Annotated in this window: 16 protein-coding genes; 7 read left to right on the top strand and 9 right to left on the bottom strand. The window is 73.4% G+C overall.

The genetic code is table 11. The features are described from left to right. Positions 1 to 5 precede the first annotated feature (5 nt). On the bottom strand, positions 6 to 1,592 hold the full coding sequence (locus tag ACF1AG_RS06025) for an alpha/beta hydrolase (RefSeq protein WP_387797300.1): 1,587 nt from the start codon (positions 1,590 to 1,592) through the stop codon (positions 6 to 8). 132 nt (positions 1,593 to 1,724) lie between these two features. Further along, positions 1,725 to 2,762 (bottom strand): Rv2578c family radical SAM protein, encoded by a 1,038-nt coding sequence (locus ACF1AG_RS06020; RefSeq protein ID WP_387797302.1) that lies wholly within the window; start codon positions 2,760 to 2,762, stop codon positions 1,725 to 1,727. A gap of 159 nt (positions 2,763 to 2,921) precedes the next feature. Between ACF1AG_RS06020 and ACF1AG_RS06015 the strand changes: the two genes are divergently transcribed. Together ACF1AG_RS06015 and ACF1AG_RS06010 are read left to right on the top strand one after the other, a co-directional pair. Continuing rightward, positions 2,922 to 3,368: an SRPBCC family protein gene (locus ACF1AG_RS06015; RefSeq protein WP_359606120.1), complete on the top strand. Its 447-nt coding sequence runs from the start codon at positions 2,922 to 2,924 to the stop codon at positions 3,366 to 3,368. A 173-nt stretch (positions 3,369 to 3,541) separates the two neighbouring features. Continuing rightward, positions 3,542 to 5,974, top strand: coding sequence for an MFS transporter (locus tag ACF1AG_RS06010; protein ID WP_391809380.1), 2,433 nt, complete (start codon positions 3,542 to 3,544; stop codon positions 5,972 to 5,974). Between the two features lie 57 nt (positions 5,975 to 6,031). Here ACF1AG_RS06010 and ACF1AG_RS06005 read toward each other — a convergent pair whose 3' ends face one another. From ACF1AG_RS06005 to ACF1AG_RS05975, 7 genes are all read right to left on the bottom strand, one after another. After that, entirely contained in the window at positions 6,032 to 6,922 is an 891-nt protein-coding gene (locus ACF1AG_RS06005) for an alpha/beta hydrolase (RefSeq protein ID WP_359606116.1), read from the bottom strand. Continuing rightward, positions 6,919 to 7,986 carry a branched-chain amino acid ABC transporter permease gene (locus ACF1AG_RS06000; RefSeq protein WP_391809379.1) on the bottom strand — a complete coding sequence of 356 codons (1,068 nt, stop codon included), beginning with the start codon at positions 7,984 to 7,986 and terminating at the stop codon, positions 6,919 to 6,921. Before ACF1AG_RS06000 ends, ACF1AG_RS06005 begins: the two co-directional genes overlap by 4 nt. Then, positions 7,983 to 8,909: a branched-chain amino acid ABC transporter permease gene (locus ACF1AG_RS05995; protein WP_359752762.1), complete on the bottom strand. Its 927-nt coding sequence runs from the start codon at positions 8,907 to 8,909 to the stop codon at positions 7,983 to 7,985. Before ACF1AG_RS05995 ends, ACF1AG_RS06000 begins: the two co-directional genes overlap by 4 nt. After that, positions 8,909 to 9,649, bottom strand: coding sequence for an ABC transporter ATP-binding protein (locus ACF1AG_RS05990; protein ID WP_391809378.1), 741 nt, complete (start codon positions 9,647 to 9,649; stop codon positions 8,909 to 8,911). The genes ACF1AG_RS05995 and ACF1AG_RS05990 overlap by 1 nt, the downstream gene beginning before the upstream one ends. Then, positions 9,646 to 10,386: an ABC transporter ATP-binding protein gene (locus ACF1AG_RS05985; protein WP_359606108.1), complete on the bottom strand. Its 741-nt coding sequence runs from the start codon at positions 10,384 to 10,386 to the stop codon at positions 9,646 to 9,648. Before ACF1AG_RS05985 ends, ACF1AG_RS05990 begins: the two co-directional genes overlap by 4 nt. Positions 10,387 to 10,388: 2 nt before the next feature. After that, positions 10,389 to 11,573 carry a substrate-binding domain-containing protein gene (locus ACF1AG_RS05980; RefSeq protein ID WP_387797311.1) on the bottom strand — a complete coding sequence of 395 codons (1,185 nt, stop codon included), beginning with the start codon at positions 11,571 to 11,573 and terminating at the stop codon, positions 10,389 to 10,391. Between the two features lie 209 nt (positions 11,574 to 11,782). Beyond that, positions 11,783 to 12,676 carry an SDR family oxidoreductase gene (locus tag ACF1AG_RS05975; RefSeq protein WP_359752754.1) on the bottom strand — a complete coding sequence of 298 codons (894 nt, stop codon included), beginning with the start codon at positions 12,674 to 12,676 and terminating at the stop codon, positions 11,783 to 11,785. A 174-nt stretch (positions 12,677 to 12,850) separates the two neighbouring features. Between ACF1AG_RS05975 and ACF1AG_RS05970 the strand changes: the two genes are divergently transcribed. The 5 genes from ACF1AG_RS05970 (at position 12,851) to ACF1AG_RS05950 (ending at position 18,510) form a co-directional block, all read left to right on the top strand. Next, positions 12,851 to 13,684, top strand: coding sequence for a M55 family metallopeptidase (locus tag ACF1AG_RS05970; RefSeq protein WP_391809377.1), 834 nt, complete (start codon positions 12,851 to 12,853; stop codon positions 13,682 to 13,684). After that, entirely contained in the window at positions 13,677 to 14,981 is a 1,305-nt protein-coding gene (locus tag ACF1AG_RS05965; protein ID WP_359606101.1) for a M20/M25/M40 family metallo-hydrolase, read from the top strand. Before ACF1AG_RS05970 ends, ACF1AG_RS05965 begins: the two co-directional genes overlap by 8 nt. A gap of 17 nt (positions 14,982 to 14,998) precedes the next feature. Next, positions 14,999 to 16,951, top strand: coding sequence for an LpqB family beta-propeller domain-containing protein (locus ACF1AG_RS05960; protein WP_391809376.1), 1,953 nt, complete (start codon positions 14,999 to 15,001; stop codon positions 16,949 to 16,951). A 14-nt stretch (positions 16,952 to 16,965) separates the two neighbouring features. After that, a complete protein-coding gene (locus ACF1AG_RS05955) occupies positions 16,966 to 17,889 on the top strand; it encodes an LD-carboxypeptidase (protein ID WP_391809523.1) in 924 nt (307 codons plus the stop codon). A gap of 66 nt (positions 17,890 to 17,955) precedes the next feature. Further along, on the top strand, positions 17,956 to 18,510 hold the full coding sequence (locus tag ACF1AG_RS05950) for a GNAT family N-acetyltransferase (RefSeq protein WP_391809375.1): 555 nt from the start codon (positions 17,956 to 17,958) through the stop codon (positions 18,508 to 18,510). Positions 18,511 to 18,636: the final 126 nt, after the last annotated feature.

The raw sequence follows: 18,636 nt of genomic DNA, 5'->3' as shown, positions 1-18,636 counted from the left end.
CCGGGTCAGATGCGGGAGCCGAGGAGACCGTGGAGGACCGAGCCGCGGGCCGTGCCGGGGGCCGCCTTCGACGTCAGCGGCTTGGGGTCGGGCAGGGCCGCGCACACCGCGTCGGCGTCCCCGTGGCTGCCGCGCGGCAGCGTGCCGTCGGCCAGATAGGCGGCCAGGTGCCGGTCAAGACAGGCGTTCCCGCTGAGCGTGATGCCGTGGTTGCCGCCGCCCGACTCGACCACGAGGCTCGACCGCTCCAGCCGGCGGTGCACCGTGACGGCGCCCTGGTACGGGGTGGCCGCGTCGTCCGTGGCCTGGAACAGCAGCGCGGGCGGCACCTGGCTCGTGGTGTTGATCCGCTCCGGCCGCGCCGACTCGACCGGCCAGTACGCGCACGGCGCGTTGTACCAGGCGTTGTTCCAGGACATGAAGGGAGCCCGTTCGTACATCTCCCAGTTGTCCTTGCGCCACTGCGCCCAGTCCCGCGGCCAGACCGCGTCCCGGCACTCCACCGCCGTGTAGACGCTGTAGCCGTTGTCCCCGGCGACGTCGGTCGCGCCGAAGTTCTCGTACGCCTCGACCAGCGGCCCGCCGTCCTTCTCGTTGACGTAGGCGGCGAACGCCTCGGCCAGGTAGGGCCAGTAGCCGTTGTAGTAGCCGCCCGGGAGGTAGGTGTCCTCAACCTCCGCCGGGCCGACCTTCCCGCCGGCCGGGTCCTCCTTGAGCGCGGACCGCATCGCGTACCAGGCGGCCTCGATCTTCTCCGCGTCGGTGCCGAGGCGGTACGTCGCGTCGTGCTTGGCGACCCAGTCCATGAAGGCGCGGTGGCGGGCGTTGAACGCCTGGTTCTGGTCGAGGTTGGAGTCGTACCAGACGCCCGTCGGGTCGACCACGGAGTCCAGCACCAGTCGCCGCACGCGCTGCGGGTACAGCTTGGCGTACACGGTGCCGAGATAGGTGCCGTAGGAGTAGCCGAAGTAGTTGACGCGCTCCGCGCCCAGCGCCTGCCGGATCACGTCCAGGTCGCGCGCGGCGGCCGTCGTGGTCATGTGCGGCAGCAGGTCGCCGTACTTGCGCCCGCACGCCTCGGCGAAGCCCTTCGCGCGGTCCAGGTTGGCCTGCTCCACTTCGGGAGAGGTGGGCACCGAGTCGGGGCGCACGGCGTCGAAGTGGCCCGGCACGCAGTCCAGGGCAGGGCGGCTCTCGCCCACGCCGCGTGGGTCGAACCCGACGACGTCGTACTCGGCGGCGACCTTCTTCGGCAGGGACGCGGCGACGAACCCGGCGAGCGTCAGTCCGCTGCCGCCCGGACCGCCCGGGTTCACCAGCAGGGGGCCCTGGTACTTCTTCGCGGTGTGCGGGACGCGTGACAGCGCCAGCGTGATCGTGCGCCCGGAGGGGTCGGCGTGGTCCAGCGGCACCTCGACGGACGCGCACTGCAGCGTCGGGTAGTCGTCGGTGGCGCACTTCTTCCAGGCCGGGGCGGCGGCGCGGAACGTGTCCGGGGCGTGCGGGGCGCCGGCCTCGGCGGGCACGGCCGTGAGGCCCGAGGCGACGACGACGGCGGCGGCGCCGCACAGCACGGCTGCGCGTTTTCTCATGGTTCTCCCAGGCGAGGTGCTGCGGACCGCGACACTCACGGCTCACGCGGCATCGTCCCGATGTGGCGCCCCACCTGAACGTGTTCCGTCAGTTCTTGACCCAATCGGGCCGCCTGATGCGCCCGGATGCCTTCAGAGCAGCGTCAGCTGGGTCGGCAGCCCCGCCTCCGGCTCGTCCGGCGCCGGGGCAGGGATGCGGCGCGGGGTACCCGCACGCGCCGGGCCGATGCCGTACTCCCGGGCCAGGTCGTGCACCTGACGCGTGATCCGGCGCTGGTACCAGCGGGGCGCGTAGGCGCCCTCCGCGTACAGCCGCCGGTAGCGGGGGACCAGGTGCGGGTGGTGCTCGGCCAGCCAGGACATGAACCACTCGCGGGCGCCGGGCCGTAGATGCAGCACCAGCGGGGTGACCGAGGTGGCGCCCGAGGCGGCGATGGCCCGCACCGTCGCCCGCAGCTGCTCGGGCCGGTCGCCCAGGAACGGGATCACCGGCGCCATCAGCACCCCGCAGCCGATCCCGGCGTCGGTGAAGGCGCGCGCCACGTCCAGCCGCCGTTCGGGCGCCGGTGTGCCCGGCTCGACCGTGCGCCAGAGCTCCTCGTCGGTGAAGCCCACCGAGACCGAGACGCCGACGTCGGCCACCTCGGCGGCCTGCCGCAGCAGGGGCAGGTCGCGCAGGATCAGCGTGCCCTTGGTCAGGATCGAGAAGGGGTTCGCGTGGTCCCGGAGCGCCTCGATGATGCCGGGCATCAGCCGGTAGCGGCCTTCCGCGCGCTGGTAGCAGTCGACGTTGGTGCCCATGGCTATGTGCTCGCCGTGCCAGGAGCGGGAGGCGAGCCGGTGGCGCAGCAGCTCGGGCGCGTTCACCTTGACCACGATCTGGCTGTCGAAGCCCAGCCCGGTGTCGAGGTCGAGGTAGCTGTGGGTCTTGCGGGCGAAGCAGTAGACGCAGGCGTGGGAGCAGCCCCGGTAGGGGTTCACCGTCCATTCGAACGGCATGCGGGAGGCGCCCGGCACCCGGTTGACGATGGAGCGGGCCCGGATCTCGTGGAAGGTGATCCCGCGGAATTCGGGCGTGTCGAAGGTGCGGGTCGTGACCGCCTCCGCGCCGAACAGCGCGGTGTCGGCACGGCTGTGTTCGGAGTCCGGTGAGAGGTTCTCCCAGCGCATGACGCCTCCTCGGTGTCGCTGCCGCACAGAATAGAACACATGTTCCCTTGATCGTGCGAGCGACATCTTCGGTCAGTTCCGGAACCTCGATTTGGGCGGCGGGCGCGAGGGTGGTTGGCTGTGCCCCGACCCTGGAGAACCCAGCCCTGGAGGAATGCGATGGCGCAGGTCGAGGCCACTACGGAGCGGATCGTCGCGGCGGACGCGGACACGGTGTTCGACGCCCTCGCCGACTACAGCGGCACCCGCGCCAAGCTGCTGCCCGAGCAGTTCAGCGAGTACGAGGTCCGCGAAGGCGGCGACGGCGAGGGCACCCTCGTGCACTGGAAGCTCCAGGCGACCAGCAAGCGGGTGCGCGACTGCCTCCTGGAGGTCACCGAGCCCACCGACGGCGAGCTGGTCGAGAAGGACCGCAACTCCTCCATGGTCACCACCTGGCGGGTCACCCCCGCCGGCGAGGGCCGCGCCCGGGTCGTCGTGACCTCCGTGTGGAACGGCGCGGGCGGCATCGGCGGCTTCTTCGAGCGCACCTTCGCCCCCAAGGGCCTCGCCCGTATCCACGACGCCGTGCTGGCCCGGCTGGACGCCGAGGTCGGGAAGCAGTAGTCCCGACCGCTTGTCGTCGTACAACTCCGTTCGCCTGAAATGGAGTTGGCGCTTCCGTCACCGGTTCGGGTGATTACTCGGCGGACCGACTCCGTGCCGTAACTCGTCGCGCTTGCTCGTAGTTGTCGCTTTTACGCGGGAATTGTCCGGCAGTGCGACGAGGGGAGCGGCACGTGGGCGGGATCACTCTGACGCAGGACGAGCCGGTCACGGCTCGATCGGCCGGGGGGCCGCCGCCCCCCGTGCCACCGGCCGGGGACCCTCCGTCCCCGGTCCCGGAGAGCGGGCCCGCCCTGAGCCCCGCCCGGGTCCGGCTCGTCTTCCTCGCGCTCATGCTGGCACTGCTGCTCGCCGCGCTCGAGCAGATGATCGTCGCCACGGCGCTGCCGAGGATCGTCGGCGAGCTGCACGGCCTGGACAAGATGTCCTGGGCGATCACCGCCTACCTGCTCACCGCCACCGTCGGACTGCCGGTGTACGGAAAGCTCGGCGACCAGCTCGGCCGCAAGGGCGTCTTCCAGTTCGCCATCCTCGTCTTCGTCGTCGGCTCCGCGCTGGCCGGCCGCGCCACGACGATGGACCAGCTCATCGCCTACCGCGCGGTCCAGGGCGTCGGCGCGGGCGGCCTGATGATCGGCGTGCAGGCGATCATCGCGGACATCGTGCCGCCCCGGCAGCGCGGCCGCTTCATGGGCCTGATCGGCGCCGCCTTCGGACTCGCGTCGGTCGCCGGACCGCTGCTCGGCGGCTACTTCACCGACCATCTGACCTGGCGCTGGTGCTTCTACATCAACGTGCCCTTCGGCCTGGCCACCATGGTCGTCGTCGCCCTGGTGCTGAAGCTGCCCAGGCCGACGGCCAGGCGCCGCTTCGACGTCCTCGGCACGCTGCTGCTGACCGCCGCCTCCACCTGCCTGGTCCTGCTCACCAGCTGGGGCGGCACCGAGTACGCCTGGGACTCCCGGGTCGTGCTCGGCCTCGGGGCGGGCGCCCTGGCGGCCACCGCCGCCTTCCTGGTCGTCGAGCGGTTCGCCGTCGAACCGCTCATCCCGCTGCGGCTGTTCCGCGACTCCGTCTTCAACGTCACCGGCCTGGTGGGCCTCGTCATCGGCGTCGCCCTGTTCGGCGCCGCCAGCTATCTCCCCACCTACCTCCAGATGGTCGACGGGGCCTCCGCGACCGAGTCCGGGCTGCTGATGCTGCCCATGATGGGCGGCATCGTCGGCACGTCCATCGTCTCCGGGCAGATGATCAGCCGCACCGGCCGCTACCGCAGCCACCCCGTCGTCGGCGCCGCCCTGTCCGTCGTCGGCATGTGGCTGCTGTCCCGCCTGGAGACCGGCACGCCCCGGCTGCACTACAGCGTCTGGATGTTCGTCCTCGGCGCCGGCATCGGCATGGTGATGCCGGTTCTCATCCTCGCCGTGCAGAACTCCGTGCGCCCCGAGGACCTCGGCACCGCCACCAGCGCCAACAACTACTTCCGGCAGATCGGCGGCAGCGTCGGCGCCGCCGTCTTCGGCACCCTGTTCGCCGGCCGGCTCACCGACGCGCTCGCCGAGCGGCTCCCCGCCGGCACCGCCGGCGCGCCTGCCGACGCCGAGTCGATCACCCCCGAACTCGTGCACGCCCTGCCGCCCGAGCTGCGCGACGCCTACGTCCAGGCCTACGCGGACGCCATGCCGCGCATCTTCCTCTACCTCGTGCCGGTGCTCGTCCTCGGCCTGCTCATCGCCTTCTTCCTCAAGGAGAAACCACTGGTGTCCCACCACACCCCCACCGCCGACCCGGCCCGGGAAGCACCGCACTTCGAGGCGCGCGTGCCCCAGGCGCGCGGTGCGCAGAGCGGCGGCATCCCCGTCTGCGGCACCGTCCAGCACCCCGACGGCACGGCCGTACCGCGCGCGGCGCTCACCCTCATCGACGTCCAGGGGCAGCAGACCGGACGCGGCGCGAGCGGCGCCGACGGGCGGTACGCACTGGCCACCCCCGGACCGGGCTCGTACGTGCTGATCGCCGCCGCGGGCGGCCACCAGCCGCAGGCGGTCTCCGTGACCGTCGGCGAGCGGCCCGTCGAGCTCGACGTCGTCCTCGGCGGCGCGGGCCGGCTCGCGGGCAGCGTCGTCACCGCCGACGGCACGCCCGTACGGGACGCCGCCGTCACCCTCACCAACGTCCACGGCGAGGTCGTCGCCGGCACCCGCAGCGGCCGCGAGGGCGGCTACGTCATCACCGAACTCGTCGCGGGCGAGTACACCCTCGCCGCCAGCGCCCCCGCGTTCCGCCCCGCGGCCCTGCCGGTCACCGTGCAGGCCGCGCGCGAGACGCGCCAGGACGTCGAGCTGGCGGGCGGCGCCGTGCTCCGCGGCACCGTGCGGGCCGGCGGCGGACGGCCGGTGGAGGACGCGCGGGTCACGCTGCTCGACGCGGCGGGCAACGTCGTCGACACCCTCACCACCGGCCCCGACGGCACCTTCCGGTTCGTCGACCTGTCCTCCGGCGAGTACACCGTCATCGCCGCCGGCTACCCGCCGGTCGCCACCGTGCTCCAGGTGGCCGGCGGGGGCCGCACCGAACGCGACCTCCAGCTCGGGCACGAGGACTGACCGCCCCCGACCGGTGGCCGGAGCCGCTCCCCTCCGCGGCTCCGGCCACCGCCCCGGTCACCCCCCGGCCAGGGCGCCCCGTACTGCGGCGGCCACCTCCTCCACGGCCGGCGGGAACAGGATCGAGTAGTGGTTGGTGCCGTCGATCCGCCGGGCCGGCATCCGCGCCGGGTCCAGGGCCGCCGCGGCGACCCGGCCGGCGTCGTACAACGCCTGCGGCTCGTCGAGCAACCCCCGCTCCGCCCACAGCAGTTCGCCGCGCACCTCCGGCTGGTGCACCGCGGCCAGCGTCTCCGCGTCACCCAGCACGTCCGCGCCGTCCGTCCGCACCGCGTCCAGCACGCAGCTGCTGCGCAGCCCGGGCGCCCGGCCCGTCAGGTCGCGTGTCACATAGCCGGCCACATGCGGGCCCCAGTGCGGGCCGAGCGCCGGGTGGGCGCGGAAGAACGCCAGATAGTCCTCCGCGCTCGCGAACGTCATCGACAGCCGGTCCATCGCCGGGCCGATCACCGCCTTCAGCAGCGCGTCGATGTCCGTGCCCTCGGGCGGCGGGAAGCCCAGCCCGCCGTCGACCAGCACCACGTGAGGGAAGCGGTCCGGGTGCCGGGCCGCGGCCAGCGCGGCGACGAACGCCCCCATCGAGTGGCCCGCCAGCACCGCTCTTTCCACCCCCAGATGGTCGAGCAGCGCCACCGTGTCGTCGACGTGCGCGCCCAGTCCGTACGGTCCCGGCAGCTCCGCGCTCCCGGCGCGGCCCCGCAGGTCGGGGGCGTAGAGGTCGACGCCGGGCAGGGCGTCGGCCAGGGCGGCGAAGGCGAGGGAGTTTGCGGTGATGCCGTGCAGGGCGACGACGGGCGGTCCTTCGCCCGGCCAGTGGGTGACGGCGAGCCGGCCGCCCCGGACGGGGGCGGTGAGGTCCCGCGCGAGGGCGGACCCGGACGTGGTCATGGGCTTCTCCTTCGGCCGAGGGCGGTGATGCCGCCGGGGGCCAGATAGACGGCCAGGACGAAGAGACTGCCCAGGACGAGCATCGGTTCCACCCCCAGGTCCCAGCCGCCGAGCCGCTGGTCGAGATAGGTGAACAGCACCCCGCCCACGACCGGTCCCCAGCGCGTGCCGCTGCCGCCGAGGACCACCATCACCAGCAGGGTGAGGGTGAACTCGGGCGTGGAGGTGTGCGGGGTGGCGCCCGCGGTGACCAGGAGGTGCAGCACCCCGCCGAGCACGGCGAGGGACGACGCCAGCACGAACGCGCCCAGCTTGTGCGTGAAGGGGCTGCGGCCGAGCACCGCCACCCGCTGCTCGTTGTCCCGGATCGCCTGCCAGACCCGGCCGGCCGGACGCGCGGTCACCGTCCACACCACGCCCGCCACCAGGACCAGATAGGCGAGCGCCAGCCAGTACACGTTGGCGGTGTTCTGCACCCCGACCAGGGCGTCCGGCACCCCGTCGACGTACAGCGGCAGGCCCTCCTCGCCGCCGGTGAGGCCGCCCGGGTTGCGCTCCACGTAGATGGAGCCCGCCTGCGCGAAGGCCAGGGTGACCATCGCGAAGCCGACGCTGCCGAGGGCCAGGGTGCGCAGCGACACCGCGCCCAGGACGAGGGCGGCCAGCGCCCCGAGCACCAGGGTGAGCAGCGTGGCCGGCAGCAGGCCCAGGCCCAGCTCGGTCATGGCGAGCTGGGTGCCGTAGCTGCCTCCCGCGATGTAGAGGGCGTGTCCGAAGGACAGCAGCCCGGTTCGGCCGAACATCAGGTCGTAGCCGAGCGCGAGCGCGCCGAAGACCAGGCACAGCGCGAACAGCTGCAGCGAGCCGGGGGAGTTGACCGGTCCGTCGAGCAGCACGGGGATGTCCAGCGCCGAGTACGGCAGCAGCGCGAGGACCAGCAGCACCGCCACCGGGACGGTCGCCGGACGCAGCCGCCGCAGCAGCCCGTCCTGGGCGCCCGCCGTGTCCTTCACGGCCGGCGCCGGGGCGGCGGGAGTGGCCCGCGGGGTGCGGGTGGCGGTCATGCCGTGCCTCCTGCGGATCGGGTACGGGGTGCGGTGAGGGCGCGGCGCAGCCGCGTCAGGGGTGATCCGGTCCCGGCGGCCGGCCGGGACAGCACCACCGCGGCCAGCAGCACCACGACGGCCAGGTCGCCGTAGCCGCCCGCGTAGTAGTTGGCGTACTGCTGCACCAGGCCCACGGTGAGCGCGGACAGCGCGACGCTGGTGATCGAGACGAGACCGCCGATGATCACCACGACGAACGCGAACACCAGCAGCGACGTCCCCTGGTGCGGGGAGAGCGAGCCGAAGTAGAGGCCGCCGAGCACGCCGGCGAGGCCCGCGAGGGCGCCGCCGAGCGCGAAGACCAGGGTGAAGGCGCGGGTGACGTCGATGCCGAGCGCCGTGACCATCGCGCGGTCCTCCACCCCGGCGCGGACGATCAGCCCGTAGCGGGTGCGGGACAGGAACAGGTGGATGCCGGCGAGGACCAGCAGGGCCACAGCGATCAGCAGGAACCGGTTCACCGGCACGCGCGCCCCGAGGATCCCGACCGTGCCGGACAGCGCGTCGGGCACCGGGAACGGCCGGGCGTCGGCGCCCCACACGGTCTGCACCAGCGCGGGGACGGCGAGCGACAGGCCGACGGTCACCAGGATCTGCTCCTTGACCCGGCCGTACAGCCGCCGGATCAGGACCAGTTCGACCACGGCCGCCAGCAGCAGCCCGGTGAGGGTGCCCACCACGGCGGCGAGCAGCAGCCCCGGCATCCCGCCGACCGTCTCGGCCGTGCGCCAGGCGGTGTAGACGGAGACGGTGAGGAACGCGCCGTGCGCGAAGTTCAGCACGTCCATCAGCCCGAAGATCAGAGCCAGTCCGGAGGCGATGAGGAAGTACAGGGCTCCCAGGCCCAGTCCGGTCAGGGTGAGCAGGACGAGGGTGTCCATCAGGCGGCTCCGTGGTCGGGGCGGCTGCCGACACCCAGCAGCGCGGTCGTACGGGCGGTGTCGGCGAGCAGGTCGCGGGCGTCGCCGGTGTGCACGACGCGGCCGGCGTCCAGCACCACCGCGCTGCGGGCCAGCCGGCGCACCACGGCGAGGTTCTGCTCGACCAGCAGCAACGGCACGCGCTCGGCGGCCCGTTCGAGCACCTCGGCGGCCTCGGTGACCACCCGGGGCGCGAGGCCCTTGGTGGGTTCGTCAGCGACGACGAGCGTGTTGTCGTTGAGCAGGGTCCGGGCGAGGGCGACCATCTGCTGCTGGCCGCCGGAGAGGGTGCCGGCGCACTGGTCGCGGCGGGCGGCCAGCTCCGGGAACAGGTCGTGCACCAGGTCGTAGCGGTGCTCGTGGCCCGGCCGTTCGGCCAGAGCGAGGTTCTCGGCGACGGTGAGCCCGGCGAACACCCCGCGGTCCTCCGGCGCGTAGCCGATGCCGCGGCGCACGGTGCGGTGGGTGGGCTCGTGGGTGATGTCCTCGCCGCCGAAGGTGACGCGGCCCGCGGTGATCCGGCCGCCGTCCGGCAGCAGCCCCAGCACCGCGCGGATGGTCGTGGTCTTGCCGACGCCGTTGCGGCCCAGCAGCGCGGTCACACCGGAGGCGGGCACCTCGAAGGTGACGCCGGTGAGGATGCGGGACCCGGTGATGTCCACGTCGAGGCCCTCGACGCGCAGGATCGGTGGCGCGTTCACAGCTCGTCTCCCAGATAGGCCTGCTGGACGGTGGCGTCCGCCATCACCTCGGCGGGGCTCGCGGCGGCGAGCAGCCGCCCGTGGTGCATGACGGCGACCCGGTCGGCGAGGCCGAGTACCACGTCCATGTGGTGTTCGACCAGCAGCACCGTGCGGCCCTCGTCACGGTGCAACGACCTGATCAGGTCGGTGAGTTCGGCGGTCTCCTCCGAGGCCACCCCGGCCATCGGCTCGTCCAGCAGCATCAGCCGGGCCCCGGCCGTGCCCGCGCCGAGGGTGGGCGCGAGCAGCATCGCCAGCTCCAGCTTGCGCTTGTCGCCGTGCGAGAGGCCTGCCGCGAGATCGCCCGCGCGGTGCGCCAGCCGCACCCGCTCCAGCACCCCGGTGACGTCCGCCGCGCCGACCCGGCGCACCCCGGCGGACCGGGCGGCCAGGTCGACGTGCTCGGCGACCGTCATCGTCGGGAACACCGAGGACGACTGGAAGGTCCGCCCGATGCCCCGGCGCACCCGGCGGTGCGGGGGCAGCGCGGTGATGTCGTGGCCGTCGAGCAGGACGGCGCCGCCGGTCGGCCGGGTCAGTCCGGTGATCAGGTTGAACAGGGAGGTCTTGCCCGCCCCGTTGGGCCCGATCACGGCGAGGAGTTCGCCCTCGCGCACGGCGAGCGACACCCCGTCGATGATGTCGGCGCCCCCGACCGACCAGCACAGCCGGTCCAGTTGCAGTACGGACGTCATGCTCAGCCGATCCTCGTCTCGGCGGGGGCGACCTGCTCGGCGGGGAAGGTCCGCGCCACCCGCGGCGTTCCCTCGCCGGTGAACTGCGCCTGGAACGTGGGCTGGAGCAGCGCGTGGTCGGCGGCCCGCACGGTGTTCGGCCCCTTCACACCGGAGAACGAGAAGCCCTCCAGCGCCTTCACCATGGCGTCCGTGTCGCCCTTCGCGCCGCCCGCGCGGACCGCCTCGACGACCATCTGCGCCGCGTTGAACCCGTCCGGGGTGAACAGGTCCTCCTCCCACTTCTTCGCCTTGAAGTACGTCCGCATCGCCTGCGCCTCCGGGGTGTCCGCGGCGTCCGGCACGTAATGCGCGAGCAGCGTGACCTTCTCCCGCGCCTTTCCGAAGACCGGGTAACTCGCCCTGCTGTCCAGCCCGGTGACGACGGTGGCGGCGTCGAGGACGCCCTGCTGGTCGAGCGTGGACCACATCGACTGGGCGGTGTCCCCGGCCCAGGCGACGAACACCATGTCCGGCCGGGCCGCCTTCACCTTGCTCGCCACCGGGGTCAGATCGGTGGCGGCGGGCGGCGCCAGCACCTCGCTCACCGTGGTGCCGCCGGTGCCGAGCACGGACTTCACCGCGGCGGCGTTGGCCTGGCCGAAGGCGTTGTCCTGGGCCAGCACCACGACCTTCTTGCCCTTCGAGCCGCCCAGGATGCTCTTCGCGGTCAGCACGTCCTGGTAGGTCTGGCGGCCGGACCGGAAGGTGTAGCGGTTGACGCCGGTCAGCGCGTCGGTGGCGGCGGGCCCGCTGATGTAGAGGGTCTTGTTCTGCGCCGCGACGGGCGCGATCTGCGTGGCCACGCCGGAGACGGCGGAGCCCGCGATGATCGGCACGCCCTGTCCGATGCGCTTCTTGGCCAGGGAGACGCCCTTGGCCGGGTCGCCGCCGTCGTCGTCCTTGAGCACGGCGATCTTCACGCCGTCGACGGCGCCGGTGCCGTCGGTCGCGTGGTCGAGGCCGGCCTCGAAACCGCGCAGGTACTGCTCGCCGTACGAGGCCAGCGGCCCGCTGGTGGAGGTGATGAGGGCGACCTTCACCTCCTCGGCGCCGGAGGCGGTGCTGCTGCCGGGGCTGGAGCAGCCGGCGGTGAAGGCGGTGGCGAGCAGGGCCACGGCGGCGGAAAGGAAAAGGGGTCTACGCATGACCGAACGGCTCCTCGGTGCGACGGCGGACGACGCCAGCGGCACGATCCGTCACGGGTGATCACTGTGCGCTGAGCGGTACCCGGCAGTTTGATCCCGCTCAGATCCAGCCACAATGTGGCCCGCACACACGTGACATCGGTCAACCGTGGTGTCTACACACGTCGTTGCGGTGCGAGGAGGAGAAAGGGCGCGGAGACGCGAGACGGTCAGGAGGTCCGACGGCTCCGGGCGGCGGCCTGGTCCGCGAGACCGCCGGCGCCCAGCAGACCGGTCGCCTCGAACGGCTCGGCGGCCGCCAGCCGGGGCAGTTCACGCCGGGACAGCGCCGTCACCACCGGCGGCATCGCCCCCCGCACCAGCTGCGTCGCGCGCAGCCAACCGGGCACGTACACCGACGGACGGCGCCGCTCCACCGCGTCCGCCAGCCGCCGCGCCACATGCTCCACCGGGTACACCTTCCGCGCGGGCGCCGGCATGTGACCGCGCAGCTCGCGCAGCACCGCGTGCTCGTCCACACCGCGGATCATGTCGGTGTCCGTCCAGTTGATGTACGCGATGGACACGGCCACATGACGGTGCGCCATCTCCGCCCGCAGGGAGTGCGCGAACGACTCGACGCCCGCCTTCGACGCGCAGTACGCGCTCATCATCGGCGCCGAGCCGATCGACGCCAGCGACGCCACCTGGAGGAAGCAGCCGCCGGTGGCGGTGAGATCACCGATGAACGTACGGGCGGTGGCCGCACTGCCGATCAGGTTCACCTCGATCACCCGGCGCCACACCGCCGGGTCGGACTCGGCGAACGGCCCGCCCTCGGCGACCCCCGCGTTGGCGACCACGACCGACGGCGGCCCGAGGCGCGCCCGGATGTCCGCGGCGGTCTCCGCGAGGCCTTCGTCGTCCGTGACGTCGACCTCCCAGCAGCCGCCCTCGCCGGGCAGCTCGTCGTGCACCTGCCGCAGCGTCCGCTCCTCCCGCCCGAGCAGCGCGACCTTCATGCCGCGCGAGGACAGCTCGCGGGCCATGGCCGCGCCCAGGCCGCGGGCCGCGCCGGTGACGACGGCGGTCCTTCCGTCCAGCGGGTTCCGGGTCCGCGGCATGCGACGCTCCTGTGCTCCTTGGCGGGCGCTCGTTCCGTTCACCGTAGGTCCGGCCGGGCATCCGCGCAGGTCGGGCAGTGCGGGCCGAGACGCATGTAGGCGCCAATGGTCTGGACCGATGAGAGTTATCCACAGGGTGGCCCGAGCGATGCAGGACGACGTAGCGTGTGCGCCATGAAGATCCTCATCAGCGCCGACATGGAGGGCGCCACCGGTGTCACCTGGCCGGCCGACGTCCTGCCGGGGACGCCCCAGTGGGAGCGGTGCCGGTCCATGTTCACCTCCGACGTGGACGCCGCCGTGCGCGGCTTCTTCGACGGCGGCGCCGACGAGGTGCTGATCAACGAGGCCCACTGGACCATGCGCAACCTGCTGCTGGAGCGGCTCGACGAGCGCGCCGAGATGCTCACCGGCCGGCACAAGGACCTGTCCATGGTGGAGGGCGTGCAGCGGGGCGACGTCGACGGCATCGCCTTCGTCGGGTACCACGCGGGCGCCGGCATGGAGGGCGTCCTCGCGCACACCTTCCTCGCCAACTCCGTCACGGGCGTGTGGCTCAACGACGTGCGCGCCAGCGAGGGCCTGCTCAACGCCCACGTGGCCGCCGAGTACGGAGTCCCGGTGATCCTCGTCACCGGCGACGACGTGGCCTGCGAGGACGCCCTGGGCTACGCGCCCGAGGCGCGGAAGGTCGCGGTGAAGGACCACGTGTCGCGGTACGCCGCGGTGTGCCGCACGCCGTCCCGGACGGCCGCGGACATCCGGGCGGCGGCCAAGGAGGCGGCCGCCCTCGCGGTGCGCCAAGAGCCGGTCCGCGGCGGGCCCTTCACCGTGGCGGTGGAGTTCGACGCCGAGCACCTGGCCGGCGCCGTCACCGTCGTGCCGGGCGTGACCCGGGGCGGCGAGCGCAAGGTGGTCTACACCAGCGAGACCATGTACAACGCAATCCGCACCTTCAAGGCGGTCACCACGATCGCCTCGGCCGCGGTGGAGGAGCAGTATGGCTGACCAGCTCGCCCTGGACGAGGTCGTGACCTTCACGTCCGACCTCATCAGGATGGACACGACGAACCGGGGCGGGGGCGACTGCCAGGAGCGCCCCGCCGCCGAGTACGCGGCGGCGCGGCTCGCCGAGGCCGGCCTGGAGCCGGTCATGCTGGAGCGCACCCCGGGCCGGACCAACGTCGTGGCGCGGCTGGAGGGCACCGACCCGTCGGCCGACGCGCTGCTGGTCCACGGCCACCTGGACGTCGTCCCGGCGGAGCCCGCCGACTGGAGCGTGCACCCCTTCTCCGGGGAGATCCGCGACGGCGTCGTCTGGGGACGCGGCGCGGTCGACATGAAGAACATGGACGCGATGATCCTGTCCGTGGTGCGCTCGTGGGCGCGCGAGGGCGTGCGGCCACGCCGGGACGTCGTCATCGCGTTCACCGCGGACGAGGAGGACAGCGCCGCGGACGGAGCGGGCTTCCTCGCCGACCGGCACCCGCACCTCTTCGAGGGCTGCACCGAGGGCGTCAGCGAGTCCGGCGCGTACACCTTCCACGACGGGCTGGGCCGGCAGTTCTACCCGATCGGGGCCGGCGAGCGCGGCACCGGCTGGATGCGCCTCACCGCCCGCGGCCGCGCCGGCCACGGCTCCAAGGTCAACCGGGAGAACGCGGTCACCCGCCTCGCCGCCGCCCTCACCCGCATCGGCGAGCACGAGTGGCCGCTGCGGCTCACCCCGACGGTGCGCGCCGCGCTGACCGAGATCGCCGCCGCGTACGGCATCGAGACCGACCTGTCCGACGTGGACGCCCTGCTGGAGAAGCTCGGCGGGGCGGCGAAGCTGGTCGAGGCCACCGTCCGCAACAGCAGCAACCCGACGATGCTCGACGCCGGCTACAAGGTCAACGTCATCCCCGGCGAGGCCGTGGCGCACGTCGACGGGCGGTTCCTCCCCGACACCGAGGAGGAGTTCCGGGCCACCATGGACCGGCTCACCGGCCCCGACGTCGACTGGACGTTCTCCCACCACGAGATAGCCCTCCAGGCGCCGGTGGACTCGCCGACGTTCGCCCGCATGCGGGAGGCCGTCCAGGCGTTCGCGCCCGAGGCGTACACCGTGCCGTACTGCATGTCCGGCGGTACGGACGCCAAGCAGTTCGCCCGGCTCGGCATCACCGGGTACGGCTTCGCGCCGCTGAAGCTGCCCGAGGGCTTCGACTACCAGGCCCTTTTCCACGGCGTCGACGAGCGCGTGCCGGTCGAGGCGCTCCAGTTCGGTGTCCAGGTGCTCGACCGGTTCCTGCGGTCGGCGTGAAGCGAGTGAGGGAGACAGTGCAGACCCAGGCGTACGGCGAGTGGCCCTCGCCCGTCGACGCGGCCACGGCCGCGGCACACGACGGCAGCCCCGAGTACGTGGGCTTCGTCGGGGACGAGGTGTGGTGGACCGAGCCCCGGCCCGCCGAGGCGGGCCGCCGCACCCTCGTGCGGCGGCACGCGGACGGCACCGAGGAGTCCGTCCTGCCCGCGCCGTGGAACGTCCGCAGCCGCGTCATCGAGTACGGCGGCCACCCCTGGGCCGGCGCCGTGCACGACGGCGCGCCGCTCGTGGTCTTCGCGCACTTCCCCGACCAGCGCCTCTACCGCTGGGAGCCGGGCGCCGAGCCGGCCCCGCTCACCCCGGTGTCACCGGTCGGTCTCGGGCTGCGCTGGGCCGAGCCCGTCGTGCTCCCGGAGCGCGGCGAGGTGTGGTGCGTCCTGGAGGAGTTCACCGGCGACGGCCCGAGCGACGTGCGCCGGGTGCTCGCCGCCGTCCCCCTCGACGGGTCCGCCGCCGAGGACCGGGACGCCGTCCGGGAGCTGACCGGGGAGCGGCACCGGTTCGTCACCGGACCGCGGCTCTCGCCCGACGGGACGCGCACCGCCTGGATCGGCTGGGACCACCCCCGCATGCCGTGGGACGGCACCGAGCTGATCGTCGCCGACGTCGCCGCGGACGGCACCCTGACCGGCGCCCGCACCGTCGCCGGCGGGCCCGAGGAGTCCGTCCCGCAGGCCGACTGGACCCACGACAACCGCCTGCTGTACGCCAGCGACCGCACCGGCTGGTGGAACCTCTACCGGGACGGCGAGCCCGTCTGCCCGCGCCCCGAGGAGTTCGCCGGGCCGCTGTGGAAGCTCGGCCAGCGCTGGTTCGCCCCGCTGGACGGCGGACTGATCGCCGTCCTGCACGGCAAGGGCGCCCAGCGGCTCGCCGTGCTCGACCCGGAGACCTGCGAGCTCGTCGACGCCGCGGGGCCGTGGAGCGAGTTCGGCCCCACCCTCGCCGCGCTCGGCGAGCGGGTCGTCGCCGTCGGGGCGAGCCCGCACAGCTCCTATGAGGTCGTGGAGCTGGACACCCGCACCGGCCGGGCCCGCGTGATCGGCGCCGCCCACGGCGACGCCGTGGACCCCGCCTACTGCCCCGAGCCCGAGGTCCGCACCTTCACCGGCCCCGACGGCCGGGAGATCCACGCCCAGGTGTACCCGCCGCGCAACCCCGACCGCACCGGTCCTGACGGCGAGCTGCCCCCGTACGTGATCTGGGCGCACGGCGGCCCCACCGGCCGCTTCCCGCTGGTCCTCGACCTGGAGATCGCCTACTTCACCTCGCGCGGCATCGGCGTCGCAGAGGTCAACTACGGCGGCTCCACCGGGTACGGCCGCGAGTACCGCAACCGGCTGCGCGGCGAGTGGGGCGTTGTCGACGTCGAGGACTGCGCGGCCGTCGCCCGGGCCCTCGCCGAGGAGGGCCTCGCCGACCCGGCGCGGCTGGCCGTCCGCGGCGGCAGCGCCGGCGGCTGGACCACCGCCGCCTCCCTCACCACCACCGACGTCTACGCCTGCGGCACGATCATCTACCCGGTGCTCGACCTCACCGGCTGGGGCACCGGGGAGACGCACGACTTTGAATCGCAGTACCTGGAGACGCTGATCGGGCCGCGCGCCGAGGTGCCCGAGCGGTACGAGGAGCGCTCGCCCGTCACCCACGCCGACCGGCTGAGCGCGCCGTTCCTCCTGCTCCAAGGGCTGGACGACGTGATCTGCCCGCCCGTGCAGTGCGAGCGGTTCCTCGCCCGGCTGGCCGGCCGGGGCGTCCCGCACGCCTACATCACCTTCGAGGGCGAGGGCCACGGCTTCCGGCGCGCGGACACCATGGTGCGCGCCCTGGAGGCCGAACTGTCCCTGTACGCGCAGGTGTTCGGGCTGAAGGCGACCGGCATCCCCGCCCTGGAGCTGACGCCGTGAGCACGCCGACCTCGCTGACGCCGCTGCGGCGCCCGCCCCGCCTCGCCCCCGGCGCCCGGGTGGCCGTGGTCGCGCCCAGCGGCCCCATTCCCGAGGAGCGTCTCGCCGCCGGGTTCGACGTGCTGCGCGGCTGGGGCCTCGACCCCGTGGCCGCCCCGCACGTCCTCGACCGGGACGGCGCACTGGGCTACCTCGCCGGAAGCGACGCCGACCGTGCCGCCGATCTGCAGAACGCCTGGTGCGACCCGGCCGTCGACGCGGTGATCTGCGCCCGCGGCGGCTACGGCGCGCAGCGCATGGTCGATGCCCTCGACTGGGAGGCGATGCGGGCGGCGGGGCCGAAGGCGTTCGTCGGGTTCAGCGACATCACCACGCTGCACGAGGCGTTCGCGGTGCGGCTCGGCCTGGTCACCCTGCACGGGCCGATGGCCGCGGGCGTGGACTTCGTCAAGAGCGCGCGGGCCCAGGAGCACCTGCGGGCCACCCTGTTCGACCCCGAGTCGGTGCGCACGATCCGCTCCGACGGCACCGCGCTGGTCCCGGGACGCGCCCGCGGGGTCACGCTCGGCGGCTGCCTCTCCCTGATCGCCGGCGGCATCGGCACCCCGCACACCCGCGACTCCGCGCGCGGCGGACTGCTGTGCCTGGAGGACGTGGGGGAGGAGACCTACCGTCTCGACCGCTACCTCACCCAGCTGCTGCGCGCCGGGATGCTCGACGGCGTCGCCGGGCTGCTGCTGGGCTCCTGGGCGGAGTGCGACCCGTACGAGAGCGTCAGGACGCTGCTCGTGGACCGGCTCGGCGGGCTCGGGGTGCCGGTGGCCGAGCAGTTCGGGTTCGGGCACTGCGACGACGCGCTCACGCTGCCGTTCGGGGTCGCGGCCGAACTGGACGCGGACGCCGGGACGCTGACGCTGGGGGAACCGGCGCTGAGCTGAGAACCGCGGTTCTGGGCAGGGCCGGGGCGTCCTCCCCGGTGCGCGCAGGCGTCGTAGGGTGACAAGGTGCCGCACACCGCTTCCCGTTACCTCACCGAAGGCCGCCGCGTCGGCCTGCGCCACTTCACCTACGAGGACGGCGCCGAATTCACCGCACGGGCCCGGGAGAGCAAGGACCTGCACCACCCCTGGCTGTTCCCGCCGGACACCCCGTCCGCCTACGCCGCCTACGCGCAGCGGCTGATCGAGGACCCCGCCAAGGCGGGTTTCCTGGTCTGCGAGAAGGAGGCGGACGGCGCCCTCGCCGGCTTCGTCAATATCAACAACATCGTCGAGGGCGGCTTCCTCTGCGGCGCCCTCGGCTACGGCGCCTTCGCCCACGCGGCCGGACGCGGGATGATGCGCGAGGCGCTGGACCTCGTCGTGCGGTACGCCTTCGGGCCGATGCGGCTGCACCGGCTGGAGATCAACGTGCAGCCGGGCAACGCCGCCTCCATCGCCCTCGCCCGCACCTGCCGCTTCCGCAAGGAGGGCTTCTCCCCGAAGATGCTGTACATCGACGGCGCCTGGCGTGACCACGAACGCTGGGCGCTCACCAGCGAGATGCTCGCCGTTCGCTGAACGGCGAGCCCTCAGCAGGGAAGGGACATCTGCGCGCGGTGAGCCGCCCTTCGGGCGCTTGCCGCACTGCCCTGCCGCACTGCCCTGCCCCTGCCCCGCACCCCGGTGTCCCGCGGGCCTGATCTG

This window comes from Streptomyces sp. NPDC014764 (assembly GCF_043082785.1).
GTDB lineage: Bacteria > Actinomycetota > Actinomycetes > Streptomycetales > Streptomycetaceae > Streptomyces > Streptomyces althioticus.
Note: the sequence above shows the minus strand (reverse complement) of the source record. Positions and strands in the feature narration are given on the sequence as shown.

Bases quoted from the DNA above. Each gene is read 5' to 3' on its own strand.
- ACF1AG_RS05975 (WP_359752754.1), bottom strand. From the start codon at position 12,676: ATGCCGCGGACCCGGAACCCGCTGGACGGAAGGACCGCCGTCGTCACC.
- ACF1AG_RS05995 (WP_359752762.1), bottom strand. From the start codon at position 8,909: ATGGACACCCTCGTCCTGCTCACCCTGACCGGACTGGGCCTGGGAGCC.
- ACF1AG_RS05985 (WP_359606108.1), bottom strand. From the start codon at position 10,386: ATGACGTCCGTACTGCAACTGGACCGGCTGTGCTGGTCGGTCGGGGGC.
- ACF1AG_RS05980 (WP_387797311.1), bottom strand. From the start codon at position 11,573: ATGCGTAGACCCCTTTTCCTTTCCGCCGCCGTGGCCCTGCTCGCCACC.
- ACF1AG_RS06025 (WP_387797300.1), bottom strand. From the start codon at position 1,592: ATGAGAAAACGCGCAGCCGTGCTGTGCGGCGCCGCCGCCGTCGTCGTC.
- ACF1AG_RS06020 (WP_387797302.1), bottom strand. From the start codon at position 2,762: ATGCGCTGGGAGAACCTCTCACCGGACTCCGAACACAGCCGTGCCGAC.
- ACF1AG_RS05965 (WP_359606101.1), top strand. From the start codon at position 13,677: ATGGCTGACCAGCTCGCCCTGGACGAGGTCGTGACCTTCACGTCCGAC.
- ACF1AG_RS06015 (WP_359606120.1), top strand. From the start codon at position 2,922: ATGGCGCAGGTCGAGGCCACTACGGAGCGGATCGTCGCGGCGGACGCG.
- ACF1AG_RS05970 (WP_391809377.1), top strand. From the start codon at position 12,851: ATGAAGATCCTCATCAGCGCCGACATGGAGGGCGCCACCGGTGTCACC.
- ACF1AG_RS06000 (WP_391809379.1), bottom strand. From the start codon at position 7,986: ATGACCGCCACCCGCACCCCGCGGGCCACTCCCGCCGCCCCGGCGCCG.
- ACF1AG_RS06005 (WP_359606116.1), bottom strand. From the start codon at position 6,922: ATGACCACGTCCGGGTCCGCCCTCGCGCGGGACCTCACCGCCCCCGTC.